Here is a 16,374-nt window from a genome sequence, read left to right as displayed (position 1 = left end):
GTGCTTTTGATCATGATGTTCATTTTTCTTGTTATGGTTAGCTTGATTGGTTGATTGTTGGTTTCCCTTATGACCTGCTTTTGCCTGAGAATTCTTTTCGTGATGCTTAGCCTGTTGTTTTGGCTGGTTAGCGCCCTTTTGGTTGTTCCCCTTAACAACTTGGCGTAACTTTTGTGCTTGATCAGGTGTCACAGATGACATATGGCTTTTAATATCCATTCCTTGATCCTTAGCTACCTTTACAAGGCTCTTGCTTGGCATCTTGAGTTCTTTGGCTAATTCATAAATTCGTTCTTTGGCCATGTACTCACGCTCCTTAATTCATCGTTAGTAGTTCCTCAAACTTTCTTGCAAATCCAGATTGCGTTACACAAATAACAGTTCTTGACTGTCCAATTGCTTGACTTAGTTGTTTTTTAGTAAAAAGCGTACAGAGTGGAACCTTGTAAAAGGTGCATTTATCCGTAAACTTCTTTAGTGTTGCTGATCCAGCATCCTGAGCTAAGAAAACAAACTGGGCTTTTTCTGTTTGAATTAATTTTAAGACACTGCCCTCGCCACTTTGAAGTTGTTTGGCGCGGCGTGCTAATCCGAGTAAGTTTAAAACGGATTGTTGATTATTTTTCATTGTTACCAAATAAAGCTTGTCGTGCTTGAAGATGATCCGTGTATTGAATCAATTCATCATAGAATGAATCATCCAACTTAACATGAAAGGCTTTTTCGAAAGTTTTTTCTTCTTTTGCTCGTTTAGCAATCTCTACATCTACCGCAATGTAGGCTCCCCGACCAGACTTTTTACCGGTCGGATCAAGCGTAACTTCACCTTCCTTATTCTTAACTACTCGGATCAATTGTCGCTTCGGCATCATTTCGCCAGTAACAATATCTTTACGCATCGGCACTTTTCTCTTTTTCATTTATTTCACCCCGCTGCTTTAATCTTCTGAAGCGTCAGTTTCTTCTTCGAGTGTATCAGTATTGTCTTTCATCTCAGAAGCCGGCTTAATATCGATCTTATACTTTGTTAATCGAGCAGCCAACCGGGCATTTTGACCTCGCTTACCAATTGCAAGTGAGAGCTGACTATCAGGAACTACAACTGTGCATGAACGCTCTTCAGTTGTTACGACCGGTTCTTCTTCAGTACTCTCTGCTTCAGTTGATGTGTCGCTAGTCTCCGTTACAGAATTATCAGTTGAATTTTCTTCTGGTTGTTCTTCAGTAACTGGAGCTTCCGGTTCATTAAAAATAACGTCTAAAACTTCTGCCGGGTTAAGGGCATTAGCAATAAATTGAGCCGGATCCTTAACATATTCAACAATATCCATGTTCTCGCCATCAAGCTCATTAACAATCGCTTGAACACGTGAACCACGAGGACCAACACAAGTACCAACAGGATCAACGTTTGGATCGTTAGAATAAACAGCTACCTTAGCACGATCTCCAGCTTCACGGGCAATATTTTCAATTAAGACTGTCCCGTCCTTGATTTCCGGAACTTCTCGTTCAAATAGCCGCTTCAATAATTCTGGAGCTGTCCGGCTGACAAAGATTTGTGGGCCATGACGATCATCATTTACTTTTGAAACGTAAACTTGGATCCGGTCATGAATGTGGTAGTGTTCATTAGGCATCTTGTCCCGGTAACCCATGGCACCTTCAACACCATCACCAAGGTCAACCCAAGTAAAGCGTTTGTCCTCACGAGAAACTTCACCGGTAATGATTTCATTCTCATAAGTCTTGTACTTATTATAGATGATCTTGCGTTCTTCTTCGCGTAACCGTTGCATTACCACTTGCTTTGCTGTTTGGGCTGCAATTCGGCCAAAATCACGTGGTGTAACTTCTTCACGAATCTCATCACCAACATCGTATCCTTGACCATGTGGCAACTTCCGCGCATCAGCAAGGCTCATATACTCGTTGTCATCTTCCTCAACCAGGTCTTCGTTATCGGTAATCGTCTTAACAGCATAAACCTTGATATTACCAGTAACCCCGTCAAAGTCAACTTCAACGTTCTTTTCACCATAATTTTGCTTATATGCGAGTTCCAAAGCCTGTTCTAAGGCTTCAATAACAATTTCCTTCTTGATTCCCTTTTCTTTCTCTAAGTAATCAAGAGCAGCGATCATTTCAGTGTTTGTTTTTGTCTTGCTCACCTTTTAACACTCCCTTTAAATCTTGCTAAAGTCGATTGCTAATCGTGCTTGCGCGATCATTTTACGTTCAATCTTAATTCGACGCTGACGAGTCTTATCCATGTATTCCAATGTTAATTCGTCAGGCGTAAGTTCAACCAATGTTCCCTCGTATGCTTTTTTTCCTTCTATCTGCTGGTAAAGGGAAACGTGAATGTAATCATTGATTGCCCGCTCATAATCAGCTTCCTTCTTCAATGGACGTTCGGCACCAGGAGAAGATACCTCAAGGAAATATGCCTGAGGAATCGGATCAGGCTCGGTATTATCAAGCGCCTCACTCAATTCATCACTAATATCAGCACAGTCTTCTAGGGTAACTCCCCCATCCTTATCAACATAAACTCGTAAGTACCAGTTTTTACCTTCCTTAACGAATTCAAGATCGTAAAGGTAGCAATCATGTTTGGCTAAAATCGGCTTAGCTAATCCGGTTACTATTTCAACGACATTGCTCAACTGCGTCACCTCCATTATTTGCAATAAAAAGAGCGAGCATCTCTGCTCACTCCAACGAGTTATTTACCATAATTAATTGTAGCATGAACTCACTAAACTAGCAAGCAACTATCCCTAGAACAGGCTTAATTGGTTCTCGTCCGGCAGTTCGTCCAAGACATGATTCTGGGTAAGAAAATCTATAATTGTCTGCGAAACCTTTCCTCGCTCAGCTAGATCTTGCTTCGATAAGAACTTCTTTTCTTCACGAGCAGCAACAATCTGCTTGGCAACGTTTAATCCCAAACCAGGAACTGCGCGGAATGGAGCAATTAATGTGTTACCATCAATTAACCAGTTACTTGCATCAGATCGCTCAAGATCAACCATCTTGAACTTAAAGCCCCGCTCTAACATTTCATTAGCTAATTCAAGGATCGTCAATAAACTCTTGTCCTTAGCACTTGCATCGTTTCCTTGAGAATTAATCTCTTTCATCCGTGTCTTAACAGCGTCTTTACCGTGTGACATTGCAACCACATCAAAATCATCAGCACGAACAGAGAAGAAGGCACAGTAATAAACAAGCGGGAAGTATACCTTAAAGTAGGCAATCCGTAATGCCATCAAAACATAGGCGGCCGCGTGTGCTCGTGGGAACATGTATTTAATCTTCAAGCATGAATCCATGTACCATTGCGGAACGTTAGCCTCACACATTTTCTTTTGCCAATCATCAGGGATTCCCCGACCGTGACGAACTGATTCCATCACTTGGAATGAGGTTTCAGAATCAAGGCCATAGTGAATTAAGTCGGTCATAATGTTGTCCCGACATCCGATCACATTGGCAATTGTTGCGACACCTTGCTTAATTAACTCTTGAGCATTGTCCAACCACACGCCCGTTCCGTGAGAAAGTCCAGATATTTGCAGGAGTTGCGAATAGTTCTTTGGGTGGGTATCCTCAAGCATTCCCCGAACAAAACGGGTCCCGAATTCTGGTAAACCAAGAGTCCCCGTTTTACTCTGGATCTGTTCTTCGCTTACCCCTAACGCCTCGGGACTAGAGAATAAACTCATTACGCCCGGATCATTCATCGGAATAGTTTGTGGATCAACCCCGGATAAATCTTGCAAGGCACGAATCATCGTCGGATCATCATGACCTAAAATATCCATCTTTAAAATATTATCGTGAATGGAGTGGAAATCAAAGTGGGTTGTTTCCCAAGCCGCTTCTTGATCATCAGCTGGGTATTGAACTGGCGTAAAGTCGTAAATCTCCATATCATCAGGAACAATAATAATTCCGGCTGGGTGCTGTCCTGTCGTTCGTTTAACACCGGTAGCACCATGAGAAAGCCGGTCCTCTTCTGCTCCCCGGAACTGCTTATCTGTATCACGTTCATAAGCCTTAACATAACCATAGGCAGTCTTATCGGCGACAGTACCAATTGTTCCAGCACGAAAGACATTCTTTTCACCGAATAGCACTTTCATGTAGTTGTGAGCAATTGGCTGATAGTCTCCGGAGAAGTTCAAATCAATATCCGGAACCTTATTTCCCTTAAATCCTAAGAAAGTTTGGAACGGAATATCATGACCATCCTTAACCAGCAGTGTCCCGCACTTAGGACACTTCTTTTCTGGAAGGTCAAATCCTGAACTATATTCACCCTTGGTATAGAAATGAGAATAATGACACTTAGGGCATCGGTAGTGTGGCGGCAACGGATTAACCTCTGTGATTCCAGAAAGCGTAGCAACCACACTTGAACCAACGGATCCCCGAGAACCTACCAAATAACCATCCTTATTTGACTTTGCTACTAGCCGTTGAGCAATCAGATAAATTACCGAGAACCCGTTTTTAACAATACTATTTAACTCAAGATCAACCCGGTCTTGAACAATCTTTGGTAACGGATCACCATACCATTTCTTAGCAGTGTCCCAAGTACGATCTTGAATTTCTTGTTCTGCTCCCTTCATATGGGGAGTGTAAAGCTTATCCTTGACTGGGCAAATGCCGTCATCAATCATATCAGCAACCTGATGGGTATTTGTGACAACGATTTGATGTGCTTTATCAGCACCAAGAAAACTAAATTCATTGAGCATCTCATCTGTTGTTCTGAAATGAACATCTGGTCTTCTAGTCCGGTTAAGCGGATTAGCACCACCTTGAGAATTGATGAGGATCTTACGGTAAATGGCATCGTGAGCATCCAAATAGTGGACATCCCCCGTTGCGACAACTGGTTTCTTTAAGTTTTCACCTAGTTTAACCATGTTCTTCAGAATATCTTCCAAGTGGGCATCATCAGCAATGACCTTCTGCTCTAATAATGGCTGGTAATTAGGTTTCGGCTGAACTTCAATAAAGTCATAATACTTAGCCTTGCGCTCAGCTTCAGCAAATCCTTTTTCCATCATTGCGGTAAATACTTCACCAGAAGAGCAGGCAGTGCCCAAAAGGAGTCCCTGGCGAAACTTAGTCAGAACACTACGCGGAATCCGCGGTACTCGCGCAAAATACTTAACGTTAGACAGTGAAACCAACTTATAGAGGTTTTTCAGCCCTGCTTGAGTCTGGGCAAGAATCGTAACATGAAATGGCCGTGCATGCCGGTAAGCATCGTTATCAGTCATATGTTTGTTCAAATCACTGATTAATTTAATTCCATACCGTTTTTCCGCATCCTTTAAGAAGATGTGCAGCAGCTTCCCTGTTGCCTCAGCATCGTAATTTGCTCGGTGGTGGTGTTCAAGAGCAACCTTGAATTTCTTACTTAAGGTATTCAAACGGTATCCACGCATATGCGGATAGAGAAATCGTGCTAACGGCAAAGTATCAATAACGGGGGCCGTAATCTCTTCCATATTATGACGACGATAACCGGTATTCATGAATCCCATATCAAAGGAAACGTTGTGACCAGCAATAATACACCCTTCACAGAAGTCCCTAAACATTCTGAAGACTTCTTCCTCGCTTTTTGAACCTTGAACCATCTCATCAGTAATTGATGTTAGGTTAGTTGTCTGTTCAGAAAGGGGGAAACCAGGATCAATAAATTCATCGAACCGCTCCAAGACTTCACCATCTTTCATCTTCGAAGCGGAAAGTTCAATCACCTTATCATAAATTGCTGAAAGTCCCGTCGTTTCAACGTCAAAAATAACATATGTCTGACCATCTAGCGGTGTATCATTTTCGTTATACACTAACGGGATCCCGTCATCAACCACGTTTGCTTCCACACCGTAAAGCATTTTGATCCCTGTTTTTTTAGCTGCCTTGAATGCTTCTGGAAATGCTTGAACGTCCGCATGATCAGTAATTGCAATTGCAGGCTGGCCCCACGAATGAGCACGGTTAGCTAATTCGGTAATTGAATTAGTGGCATCCATTTGACTCATTTCTGAATGAGCATGTAATTCAATTCGCTTATCATCAGCTGGCGCCTTATCCTGACGCTCTTCATGCTTAATTTCATTAATGTCAAAAGCATTAATAACTAAATCATGCATCCACGTATCTTCTTGCACCGGGCCACGAACTTTAAGCCACATTCCCTCTTTGATATTTGCAAATTGGGCTTCATCAGCTTCATTACGGGAGAACTTCTTTACCGCAAACGAAGAAGTATAGTCAGTAATTTCAAATGTCAATAATTGCCGACCTGAGCGTAGTTCCCGTACTTCAGTGCTAAAGACATATCCCTCAACAACAACCGAACGCTCTTCCTCAGCAATATCTTTCATCTGCTTAACTTCTTGGGAATCATTAATTACCCGACCAAGTTGAACAGGTCCATCGGCAGGTGCCACGTTGCTTTGCTGCTTTTTCTTTTTAGCAACATTATTCTTTTTAATCTGTTCCATCGCCTTAGCAGCAAGGGCAGCATCATCCGCTTCATGCTTAGCCTTTAGTTCCTTAATCCGGGCTTCCGAAGCAGATTCATCGACGAACGGGTGAATCCGAAATTTAGGAAAACCAAGGTCAACATAATCCTCTTCAATCTTTCCTAAGACATTTTTAGTAAGGAAGTCCTTCATCATCTCATTTTCAATAACAAGAGTTACCCGACCATCCCTAACTTCAGGTGATGTCTGTGTACAAACTTGCTGAGTCATCGGTGAATCGGGAGCTGTTTGGCGGACTACATATTCCCAGTAATCACCAATTAGCTTGGGATCAAGATCGGTCATTGGACTACTAATTTTCACTCGCGTATTAGCAATATCCCGAAAACCCATTGTTAACGCGTTTGAAAATTCACTAAAAAGGTTAAATGGTAACGGCTGTCGGAGCATTAAATGAAATTCCCATAGACGCGAATCCTTATGAACTACGACAGATTGAACCTTTGCATCACGAAAGGCAGGGTTATCTTTTTCGGGAAAGTGAATTTGTTCAAGTAGCTTTTGAAATAATTCTTGTCGTGATAAACTCACTTTTTATCCTCCTACAATAAAAAAGTGGCGCGTTGATAAATTAAATTCTACCATCGTCACCACCAATTAATGATTAGACTAATTATTTAGCTTCAGCATCGTCTTGTCCACTAAGTTGCTTGAGCAAGATAGCAACAGTATTAACGACTTCTTCAGTCTTAACCTCAACTGTTTCACCGGTTTTCCGGATCTTAACTTCAACAATACCATCTGAAGCCTTCTTACCAACAGTAATTCGAATTGGAATCCCAATTAAGTCAGAGTCGGCAAACTTAACACCAGCACGTTCCTTACGGTCATCTACTAAGACATCATAACCAGCCTTTTCAAGAGCCACTGTAAGTTCATTTGCCATTTCCATTTGATCTGCTTTCTTGGCATTTACAGGAATTACATGAACATCAAATGGCGCAATACTGTCAGGCCAAACTAGTCCGTTGTCATCAGCTGTTTGTTCAGCAACCGCAGAAAGCAACCGGCTAACACCAATCCCGTAGCTCCCCATAATAACATCAACTAACCGACCGTTGTTATCGAGTACTTGTGCACCAAGCTTCTTCGAATAATGAGTCCCTAACTTAAAGATATGACCGATTTCAATCCCTGGTGTGAACTTGATTGGATGGCCATCCGGTGCAATTTCGCCTTCCTTAACGTTACGGAAATCACCGAATTGATCAACACGGAAGTCACGATCAATATTGGCATTAATATAGTGGTGACCATCATCATTAGCACCACAAGCCATATTAACCATTACCTTAACGTAATTGTCAGCATAGATTTTAACATCTTCACCAACACCAACTGGACCAAGTGAACCCGGATGTGCTCCCAGATATTTCACAGCATCTTCTTCGTCAGCTAACTCTAATTCTTCACAGCCTAGTTCATCCTTCAACTTGGCCTCGTTAACTTCATCATTGCCGCGCATCAAAACAAGAACTGGCTGTGTTTCCTCTTCACTCATTTTGGCCATGTAGAACATTGTCTTAATGATCTGATTTGAGTCTATTCCAAGACTTTCCGCAGCCTCGTCGACACTGTGAGCCCCTGGGGTTGGCTTCTTTTCAAGTTTTTCAGGTTCAGCGGTTTGTTGAACACCGGTAAACTTACTAGTAGCCTTTTCCAAGTTAGCAGCGTAATCCCCATCAGTATAAGCAATGATATCCTCACCAACCTCTGCTGGAGCGGAAAATTCTTGTGAGTTCTTACCACCCATTGTTCCTGAGTCAGCCAGGATCACCTTGTAGTCTAAGCCAATCCGGTCAAAAATATTACGGTATGCTCTTGCTTGAAGATCATAGGCTTGGTCTAAGCCAGCTTGATCAGCAGAAAATGAATAACCATCAAGCATTTCAAATTCCTTACCACGAAGGATCCCGTAACGAGGGCGATCTTCATCACGGAATTTATCTTGTAGTTGGTAAACAACTAATGGCAGCTTCTTGTATGACTTAATACTGTCACGAATAACTTCAGTAAATGTTTCTTCATGAGTTGGCCCCATGATAAAGTCACGATCACGCCGATCCTTTAACTTAAATAAGTTATCGCCATAGCTTTCATACCGACCAGATTCTTTCCACAAGTCAGCAGGAAGGAGCGCTGGCATCATCATTTCAACCGCACCAGCTTTCTCCATTTCTTGACGAATAATATTTTCAACCTTCCGAATCACCCGGTAGGCCATTGGCAAGTAAGCCCATACACCAGCGGACACTTGGTAAATGTAACCAGCCCGGACCATCATCTTATGGCTAAGTGCTTCCGCATCACTTGGTGCTTCCTTTTTTGTTGGAATTAAAATCTTTGATTGTTGCATTAAAATACTCCTTTTCCCTTATCGAATGAAATAACGCTGAATGTCATTCCACGTAACCAAAATCATTAATACTAGCAGCAAGAAGAACCCAATCATTGTCACAATCCCCTCGGCCTTTTCCGGAATTGGGCGACGAATAATCGCCTCAATGATATTTAATAATAGTTTTCCGCCATCTAACGCTGGAATTGGCAATAAGTTAACAATTCCAAGGTTAATTGAAAGCAGTGCTAAGAAATTCAAAACACCCGTAAAGCCAAGCGACGTTGCTTGAGATGTTCCTGCATAAATAGCAACTGGTCCACCAAAATCATTTAATGAAAAGCCGTGGGTAAACATGTGGCCGAGGACACTAAAGATTAGTGTACCTGCTTGAACAAACCGTTGCCAACCAAAATTAAGCCGTGCTGAGAAACTTTTATCCGTTTCTTCAAGAATCCCAATCTGACCAACTTTCTGATCTGACTGTTTAACTGTTTTGGGAACCATTGTGGTGGTGTGCTGTTTTCCCTGGTGTTCATAAGTTACGGTAATCTTTTTCCCTGGATGGCTAGAGATGGCAGTTGATAAATCTGTCCAATCTTTAATTTTAGTATTGTTGACTTGCTTAATCCGATCACCGCTTACGAGGCCTGCTCGAGCAGCAACTGAATTAGCATTAACATGCCCGACCTTATTGCTATTCACCGGAACTCCCCCGCTTAAGAGGAAGCCGAGAATAATAAAGACAACAAGAGACAAAATAAAGTTATTCATTGGACCAGCAAAATTAGTCATCATTCGTGCTGGCAAACTAGCAGAATTAAATTGGACATCCTTAGGTGCGATTTGAACGACGGTGCCATCGTGCTCAGTAATTAAAGCATCATGAGCAACATTATAAACCTTCAAGTCGTTCTCATCGCCATTGACGTATCCCTTAATCCATAAATCGTTAACCAGATCAGAATCAACAATTTGAAGCGGGATCCCTTGGAACAATGTTGTCTTTTGACTTGCATTAATATTAGTGACCTGATCCTGATCATTAAGCTGAATAGTTACCGGAGTCCCTGGACGTAACTCATCTTCGTCCTCATCATCTGCACCGGCAAGACGAACATAACCCCCTAATGGCAAGATTCGAATCGTATACGTCGTGCCACCGGATTGTTTCCACCAAATCTTGGGACCCATTCCAATTGAAAATTCACGGACTAGGATCCCTGCTCGTTTTGCGAAATAGTAGTGACCAAATTCATGGACTAAAACCAGTATTCCGAAAACGATTATAAAGGTGATGATTGTTATTATCACAAAATCCCCTCTTCTTTCAGAACTAAATAATACCTAAGAGGTGCATCATTGGCATAACGATTAACATACTATCAAACCGGTCAAGGATCCCGCCATGTCCCGGTAAAATTTTCCCAGAATCTTTTACTCCATAGAACCGTTTAAGTGATGATTCAATCAAATCACCAAACTGGCCCATAATTGACAGAATTAACGTTAGGCAAACCATTGGAATAAAAGATCCACCAACCGGAATAAAGTGTAAGTAAATAGCAATCAGAATTGTAGCAGAAACTGTCCCGCCAATCGATCCTTCCCAGGTCTTGTTTGGACTAATCTTAGGTGCTAATTTATTTTTCCCGATTTTTCTTCCGATTAAGTATGCCCCACTATCGGTAATCCAAACAATTAACATCCCGTATAGTAAGGTTTGGAAGTTGACTGCCCGTGCTTCAACAAAGTAACGAAAACCTAATCCAATATAAAGCATCGCTAAAGTTAGCACACCGGCATCATCAAAAGTAAACCGTTGCTTTCTAATAACCGTATGTAATAGTAACAAAATTACCAAGAAATAGAATGCAAACCATCGCGTTGCAACACTTGGTAAAAAGTCTAACCAACTATCTGGTAGGATTAATAGTGCAACTCCAAGGTAAGAAACGATTGCCTCAAATGAAATGAGGAACATCCGCTTCATTGCTAAGATCTCACTCATAGCAACGATCCCAAGTGCAATTGCGGCAATTGTCAATGGCCAGTGGCCATAAACTATTAACGGAATGAAGATTGCTAAACCAACAACAGCTGTTATTATCCGTGTTTTCAATATTATTCTCCCCAAACTTAGTTATTTTTTAAGCCACCATAACGACGGTGACGTCCCTGAAATTTAACAATAGCATCTTCTAATGAATGCCGGTCAAAATCAGGCCAGTAAACATCAGTAAATTCTAACTCACTATAAGCGATTTGCCAGAGCATAAAATTACTAATCCGTTCCTCACCACTTGTTCTGATAAGAAGGTCGGGATCTGCTAACTCACCTAAGTCAGCTGTCATCATATTTTGAGACAGTAACTGTTCGTCAATCTGATCAATACTAATCTCTTTAGCAGCGACTTTCTTTGCAATTTGTTGAGTTGCCCGAATGATTTCATCACGACTGCCATAGTTTAAGGCAAAGTTCAGGATCATCCCGTCACACTCAGCTGTGTCAGCGATTGCATCATTAACTGCTTTTTGAGTTCCTTGGGGCAATTTAGTAATGTCACCCATCACCATCACCCGAACATTATGCTTAACTAAATCTGGAACAAAAGTTGAAAAGAACTTGATTGGTAGTTGCATCAAATAATTTACCTCACTCGAAGGCCGTTTCCAATTCTCGGTAGAAAAAGCATAGAGTGATAGAACCTTTACCCCTAATTTACTAGCAGCGATCGTCACATTCTTTACGGTCTGCATTCCCTGTTTATGACCTGCAACACGTGGTAAGTGGCGTTTTTGAGCCCAGCGACCGTTTCCATCCATAATAATCGCAATATGGTTAGGAATTCGGTTTGGATCTAACTTCGCATTACTAGTCGAGGATCCTTCTTTTTTGCCAAACAAAATAGTTCCTCCAGACAAATTTTATGTTTAAAGTAAAAACTACTTGTCAATTATAAATGTATTGAGGAGAAATGCCAACCCCAACCAAAAAAAGAGCGGGAATGAACTAGCTTTCTAGTTCGTTTTCCTACTCTTAGTTAGTAATTAAGACTAATCTAGCCCATTAATTCTTTTTCCTTATCGGCAGCGATATTTTCAAGGTTCTTGATCCCGTTATCGGTCTCAGTCTGAACTTTCTTTTCAAGATCATGAAATTCATCATCATTGAAATCACCGTCTTTGTTACCCTTCTTCAGGTCATCCATCGCTTCACGACGAACATTTCGAACAGCAACCTTAGCTTTTTCAAGTTCAGCCTTAACATCCTTAACAAGCTCTTTTCGCCGTTCTTCAGTTAATTGCGGAATTAGAATCCGAATTGCTGAACCGTCATTTTGTGGTGTTAAGCCAAGGTTAGCAGCATAGATTGCCTTTTCAATATTGTCTAATGAGCTTTCGTCATATGGAGTAACAAGTAATTGACGTGCCTCAGGAATTGTAATTGATGCCACCTGGTTAAGTGGTGTTGGAGCGCCGTAGTAATCTACTTTAACTCCATTAAGCAGACTCGCATTTGCTCGTCCTGCACGAATATCAGCTAAAGTCCGGCGTAATGCATCTCCGGACTTTGCCATTTTATCCTTCGCTTCATCTAAAATTTGTTTACCTGTAGCCATAGGTTAATCCCCCTCAATCGTGGTTCCAACTTCTTGTCCCTTAACAACCTTCATAATATTTCCGGGAGTGTTTAGGTTAAATACAACTAACGGAATATGGTTATCCATAGAAAGTGAACTTGCGGTGGTATCCATAACATGGAGGTTCTTTTCAATCAGATCCATGTGGGTTAGATGATCGAACTTAACAGCGTTAGCATCCTTGTTTGGATCAGCGTTGTAAACACCATCAACACCGTTCTTTCCCATTAAGATAGCATCTGCATTAATTTCAGCTGCTCGCAATGCAGCGGTAGTATCAGTTGAGAAGTATGGGCTTCCCGTACCGCCAGCAAAAATCACAATCCGATCCTTTTCAAGGTGACGAATAGCCTTCCGTCGAATATATGGTTCTGCAATTTGACGCATTTCGATAGAGGTTTGTACCCGTGTTGGAACATCAAGTGATTCCAGAGCATCTTGAAGAGATAGTGCGTTCATAATGGTTGCTAACATTCCAATGTAGTCAGCCTGGGCGCGTTCCATACCAAGTTCTGCCCCGGTAACACCACGCCACATGTTTCCGCCACCAACGACGATAGCAATTTGGACACCTAATTCATGAACTTCCTTTAATTCCTTGGCAACATCTTTAAGCACTGGTGGGTTAATACCGAACCCTTTTTCACCGGCAAGGGCTTCCCCACTAAGCTTTAAAATGACACGATTGTATTTAATGTCTGACATAAACCTGCCTCCTAATGGTAATATTTTCAAAAAAAGGCGCACTTCAAAGAGTACGCCCTTTTTTGCCGAACGTTGTTTAGTTCATTTGATCCTTAACTTCTTGAGCAAAGTCATCTTGCTTCTTTTCGATTCCTTCACCAACTTCGTAACGAATAAATGACTTCAACTTACCATTGTTAGCAGAAACAAATTCTGCAACAGTTTGGTCTGGGTTCTTAACAAAGTCTTGGTCGGCCAAGCAAATTTGTGAAAGGAACTTGTTTAAACGACCTTCAACGATCTTGTCAACGATCTTAGCAGGCTTACCTTCGTTTAAGGTTTCTTCCTTGAAGACTTCGCGTTCGTGATCGAGACGATCTTGAGATACATCATCACGAGTCATGAATTCAGGGTTGATAGCAGCAACGTGCATAGCAACATCCTTAGCTGCATCTTCATTGCCACCTTCAAGAACAACAAGAGCAGCAATTTGGCCACCTTGGTGAAGGTATGCACCAAAACTGTCGTTATCGTTCTTTTCAACAACTGCAAAACGACGAAGACTAATCTTTTCACCGGTCTTTTGAGTAGTGCTGATCAAGTCGTCATTTAAAGTACCGTTTTCGGTCTTCATGGCAAGCGCTTCTTCCACGTTTGCAGGCTTGTTTTCGCTGATCAACTTAGTAACCTTCTTTAGTAAGTCCTTGAATGGGTCACTTGCAGCAACAAAGTCAGTTTCTGAGTTTAATTCAACGATAGCAGCGGTATTACCACTAACAGCAATGTCAGCTAACCCTTCGGCAGCAACACGGTCACTCTTCTTAGCGGCCTTGGCAATACCCTTTTCACGTAAGTAGTCCATTGCCTTATCCATGTCACCATCACTAGCAACTAATGCCTTCTTGGCATCCATGATACCAGCACCAGATTTCTTACGTAATTCCATAACTTGAGCAGCTTTAATTTCAGCCATGATTAGATCTCTCCTTCGTTTAACTTTTTTAATAAAAAAGGCTATTTGGTACTCAGGCCACAATGGTCCGTACGCAAACAGCCCAAGTATTTAATACTTAATTATCGTTTAATTACTTGCCTTCAACGCTGTCCTTAAGGTTCTTTAATGAATCTTCAGAAACTTCTTCGTGTTCTTCTTCGGCAGCATCGTTAGCATCAGCTTGCTTGTTGTCATCTTGACCTTGCTTACCTTCGATAACAGCATCGGCCATCTTTGAAGTGATAAGACGAACGGCACGAATAGCATCATCGTTTGATGGAATTACGTAGTCGATGTCATCAGGGTCGGTGTTAGTATCAACCATAGCAACGATTGGAATGTGAAGCTTTTGAGCTTCCTTAACAGCAATTTGTTCCTTGTGTGGGTCCACGATGAACATTACATCAGGGATCTTTGGCATGTCTTCAATACCGCCTAAGAACCGTTCAAGCTTTTCACGTTGCTTAGTTAAAACAGCAACTTCCTTCTTTGGAAGAACATCAAAAGTGCCGTCTTCGGACATCTTCTTCAATTCCTTCAAACGAGCGATCCGTGATTGGATAGTCTTCCAGTTAGTCAAGGTACCACCTAACCAACGATGGTTAACGTAGTATTGACCTGCACGAGTAGCTTCTTCTTCAATTGAATCTTGAGCTTGCTTCTTAGTACCAACAAAAAGAACAACACCGCCGTCAGCAGCAACATCCTTCATGTAGTTGTAAGCAGTATCGATTAACTTAACAGTCTTTTGTAAGTCAATGATGTAGATACCGTTACGTTCAGTAAAGATGTATTCTTCCATCTTTGGGTTCCAACGGCGAGTTTGGTGACCGAAGTGAACACCTGCTTCAAGCAATTGCTTCATAGTAACAACAGACATAAAATATGTACCTCCAAAATGTTTTTTCCTCCCCAATAATCATCTGGCAGCCAAACTAAATTAGCACATTGGCCACCATCCTATTGGGTGTGAAATTGGCGTTTAACACCGAAATATAGTATACAAAAAAGCATCTCATCTGACAAGCATTTATCCTTAACTTAATGAATTAATTTAAATCTTAATTCCTCTTATATGGAGGTAGCGTTCCTTTTGTCGTCTGCTTTGGTGCTTAAAACGGTATTCAGCACTTAACGCCTTATGCTTTGTTGGGTATTCGCACCAATACATCAATCGGAGCGGGTGCCGTGATTTTACACGGGTATATTTAGCCCCCTTATAAGATTGATGAGTATTGAACCGCTTCTGTACGTTAGTGGTAAAGCCGCAATAAAGACTTTCATCAGCACAGTGAAGAACGTATATATAATAATGTTTACTTTTTGTCTCCATATAGTAATTGTTGCACCTCAGCCCCATATTCGCCATTGGCTTGGTTAACTACTAATGGTGGAACAATCCGAATTCCACCAGTTCCACCATCTTTAATTACTTCAATTAAGACGATATTAGCTTCCCGATCTGGCTTTGGGTGAATAAAGCGAATTCGCTTGGGTGCAAGTCGGTGGCTAGTTAATTCAGTCAAAATTTCCGCTAAGCGATCTGGCCTATGAACCAGGTATCCCCGACCATTCATTTTCAATAAACCACTCATCTTTTCAACAACCATTGTTAAGTTAGTTGTGATTTCGTGACGTGCAATCGCTAAAGCTCGATTAGGGTTCTTTTTGCTATGTTCGTTGTTAGGAAAATATGGCGGGTTGCACAAGACGATATCCGCAGAATCCTTAGGAATTTTATTGTAAATATCTTTAATGTCCATATTTAAGACATCATAGCGTTCCTCAAGATGGTTCAGCTTAATTGTTCGTTCTGCCATATTGGCAATTGGTTTCTGCAACTCGACCTCTGTAAAATGGCCACCAAGCTTATTATGAAGAAAAAGGCCAATAGCACCGTTACCAGCACAAAGATCAACAATTTTTGCCTGGCGCTTCTTATTAGGACGAACAAAGTCAGCTAGCAAGACCGCGTCAAGAGAAAAAGCAAAGCAATGGGGATTCTGGATAATTTGAACATCCTGACTATATAGTTGGTCAATTCGTTCGTCTGTCTTTAATAAATTCTCATCGTCCATTTATTATTCACCTCTTTTAGACTTGCAAGGAGTTACTTTTTTAGTCATAATAATG

Annotated in this window: 15 protein-coding genes and 1 pseudogene; all 16 read right to left on the bottom strand. The window is 41.4% G+C overall.

Annotated features, from left to right (window positions below):
- Positions 1 to 23 precede the first annotated feature (23 nt).
- Positions 24 to 303 (bottom strand): annotated as a pseudogene (locus N4627_RS09230) (translation initiation factor IF-2 N-terminal domain-containing protein); the annotation flags it as partial.
- 13 nt (positions 304 to 316) lie between these two features.
- On the bottom strand, positions 317 to 628 hold the full coding sequence (locus tag N4627_RS03920; RefSeq protein ID WP_003716932.1) for a L7Ae/L30e/S12e/Gadd45 family ribosomal protein: 312 nt from the start codon (positions 626 to 628) through the stop codon (positions 317 to 319).
- Positions 618 to 920, bottom strand: a complete 303-nt coding sequence (gene rnpM / locus N4627_RS03915; RefSeq protein WP_098044624.1) for an RNase P modulator RnpM — start codon at positions 918 to 920, stop codon at positions 618 to 620. Before rnpM ends, N4627_RS03920 begins: the two co-directional genes overlap by 11 nt.
- Positions 921 to 938: 18 nt before the next feature.
- A complete protein-coding gene (gene nusA / locus N4627_RS03910; protein WP_260965036.1) occupies positions 939 to 2,171 on the bottom strand; it encodes a transcription termination factor NusA in 1,233 nt (410 codons plus the stop codon).
- 15 nt (positions 2,172 to 2,186) lie between these two features.
- Positions 2,187 to 2,669: a ribosome maturation factor RimP gene (rimP, locus tag N4627_RS03905; RefSeq protein ID WP_098044626.1), complete on the bottom strand. Its 483-nt coding sequence runs from the start codon at positions 2,667 to 2,669 to the stop codon at positions 2,187 to 2,189.
- A gap of 114 nt (positions 2,670 to 2,783) precedes the next feature.
- Complete coding sequence (locus N4627_RS03900; protein WP_260965035.1) at positions 2,784 to 7,112, bottom strand: PolC-type DNA polymerase III; 4,329 nt, start codon at positions 7,110 to 7,112, stop codon at positions 2,784 to 2,786.
- An 82-nt stretch (positions 7,113 to 7,194) separates the two neighbouring features.
- Positions 7,195 to 8,937: a proline--tRNA ligase gene (locus N4627_RS03895; protein ID WP_098044628.1), complete on the bottom strand. Its 1,743-nt coding sequence runs from the start codon at positions 8,935 to 8,937 to the stop codon at positions 7,195 to 7,197.
- Between the two features lie 18 nt (positions 8,938 to 8,955).
- Positions 8,956 to 10,233 carry an RIP metalloprotease RseP gene (rseP, locus tag N4627_RS03890; protein WP_003716926.1) on the bottom strand — a complete coding sequence of 426 codons (1,278 nt, stop codon included), beginning with the start codon at positions 10,231 to 10,233 and terminating at the stop codon, positions 8,956 to 8,958.
- A gap of 22 nt (positions 10,234 to 10,255) precedes the next feature.
- Positions 10,256 to 11,041 carry a phosphatidate cytidylyltransferase gene (locus N4627_RS03885; protein WP_040531093.1) on the bottom strand — a complete coding sequence of 262 codons (786 nt, stop codon included), beginning with the start codon at positions 11,039 to 11,041 and terminating at the stop codon, positions 10,256 to 10,258.
- Positions 11,042 to 11,058: 17 nt separating this feature from the next.
- Complete coding sequence (locus N4627_RS03880; protein WP_260965034.1) at positions 11,059 to 11,826, bottom strand: isoprenyl transferase; 768 nt, start codon at positions 11,824 to 11,826, stop codon at positions 11,059 to 11,061.
- 155 nt (positions 11,827 to 11,981) lie between these two features.
- Entirely contained in the window at positions 11,982 to 12,542 is a 561-nt protein-coding gene (gene frr, locus N4627_RS03875; RefSeq protein ID WP_098044631.1) for a ribosome recycling factor, read from the bottom strand.
- A 3-nt stretch (positions 12,543 to 12,545) separates the two neighbouring features.
- Positions 12,546 to 13,268, bottom strand: coding sequence for a UMP kinase (gene pyrH, locus N4627_RS03870; RefSeq protein ID WP_003716922.1), 723 nt, complete (start codon positions 13,266 to 13,268; stop codon positions 12,546 to 12,548).
- Between the two features lie 76 nt (positions 13,269 to 13,344).
- Entirely contained in the window at positions 13,345 to 14,220 is an 876-nt protein-coding gene (gene tsf / locus N4627_RS03865) for a translation elongation factor Ts (protein ID WP_098044632.1), read from the bottom strand.
- 112 nt (positions 14,221 to 14,332) lie between these two features.
- Positions 14,333 to 15,121 (bottom strand): 30S ribosomal protein S2, encoded by a 789-nt coding sequence (gene rpsB, locus N4627_RS03860; protein ID WP_003716920.1) that lies wholly within the window; start codon positions 15,119 to 15,121, stop codon positions 14,333 to 14,335.
- Positions 15,122 to 15,295: 174 nt separating this feature from the next.
- Positions 15,296 to 15,574 (bottom strand): GIY-YIG nuclease family protein, encoded by a 279-nt coding sequence (locus tag N4627_RS03855; protein ID WP_081446181.1) that lies wholly within the window; start codon positions 15,572 to 15,574, stop codon positions 15,296 to 15,298.
- The gene (locus N4627_RS03850) at positions 15,558 to 16,319 is read right to left on the bottom strand and encodes a tRNA1(Val) (adenine(37)-N6)-methyltransferase (RefSeq protein ID WP_098044634.1); all 762 of its coding nucleotides are present in this window, start codon (positions 16,317 to 16,319) and stop codon (positions 15,558 to 15,560) included. The genes N4627_RS03855 and N4627_RS03850 overlap by 17 nt, the downstream gene beginning before the upstream one ends.
- Positions 16,320 to 16,374: the final 55 nt, after the last annotated feature.

The sequence above is a fragment of the Limosilactobacillus vaginalis genome (genome assembly GCF_025311515.1).
GTDB classification, from domain to species: domain Bacteria; phylum Bacillota; class Bacilli; order Lactobacillales; family Lactobacillaceae; genus Limosilactobacillus; species Limosilactobacillus vaginalis.
Note: the sequence above shows the minus strand (reverse complement) of the source record. Positions and strands in the feature narration are given on the sequence as shown.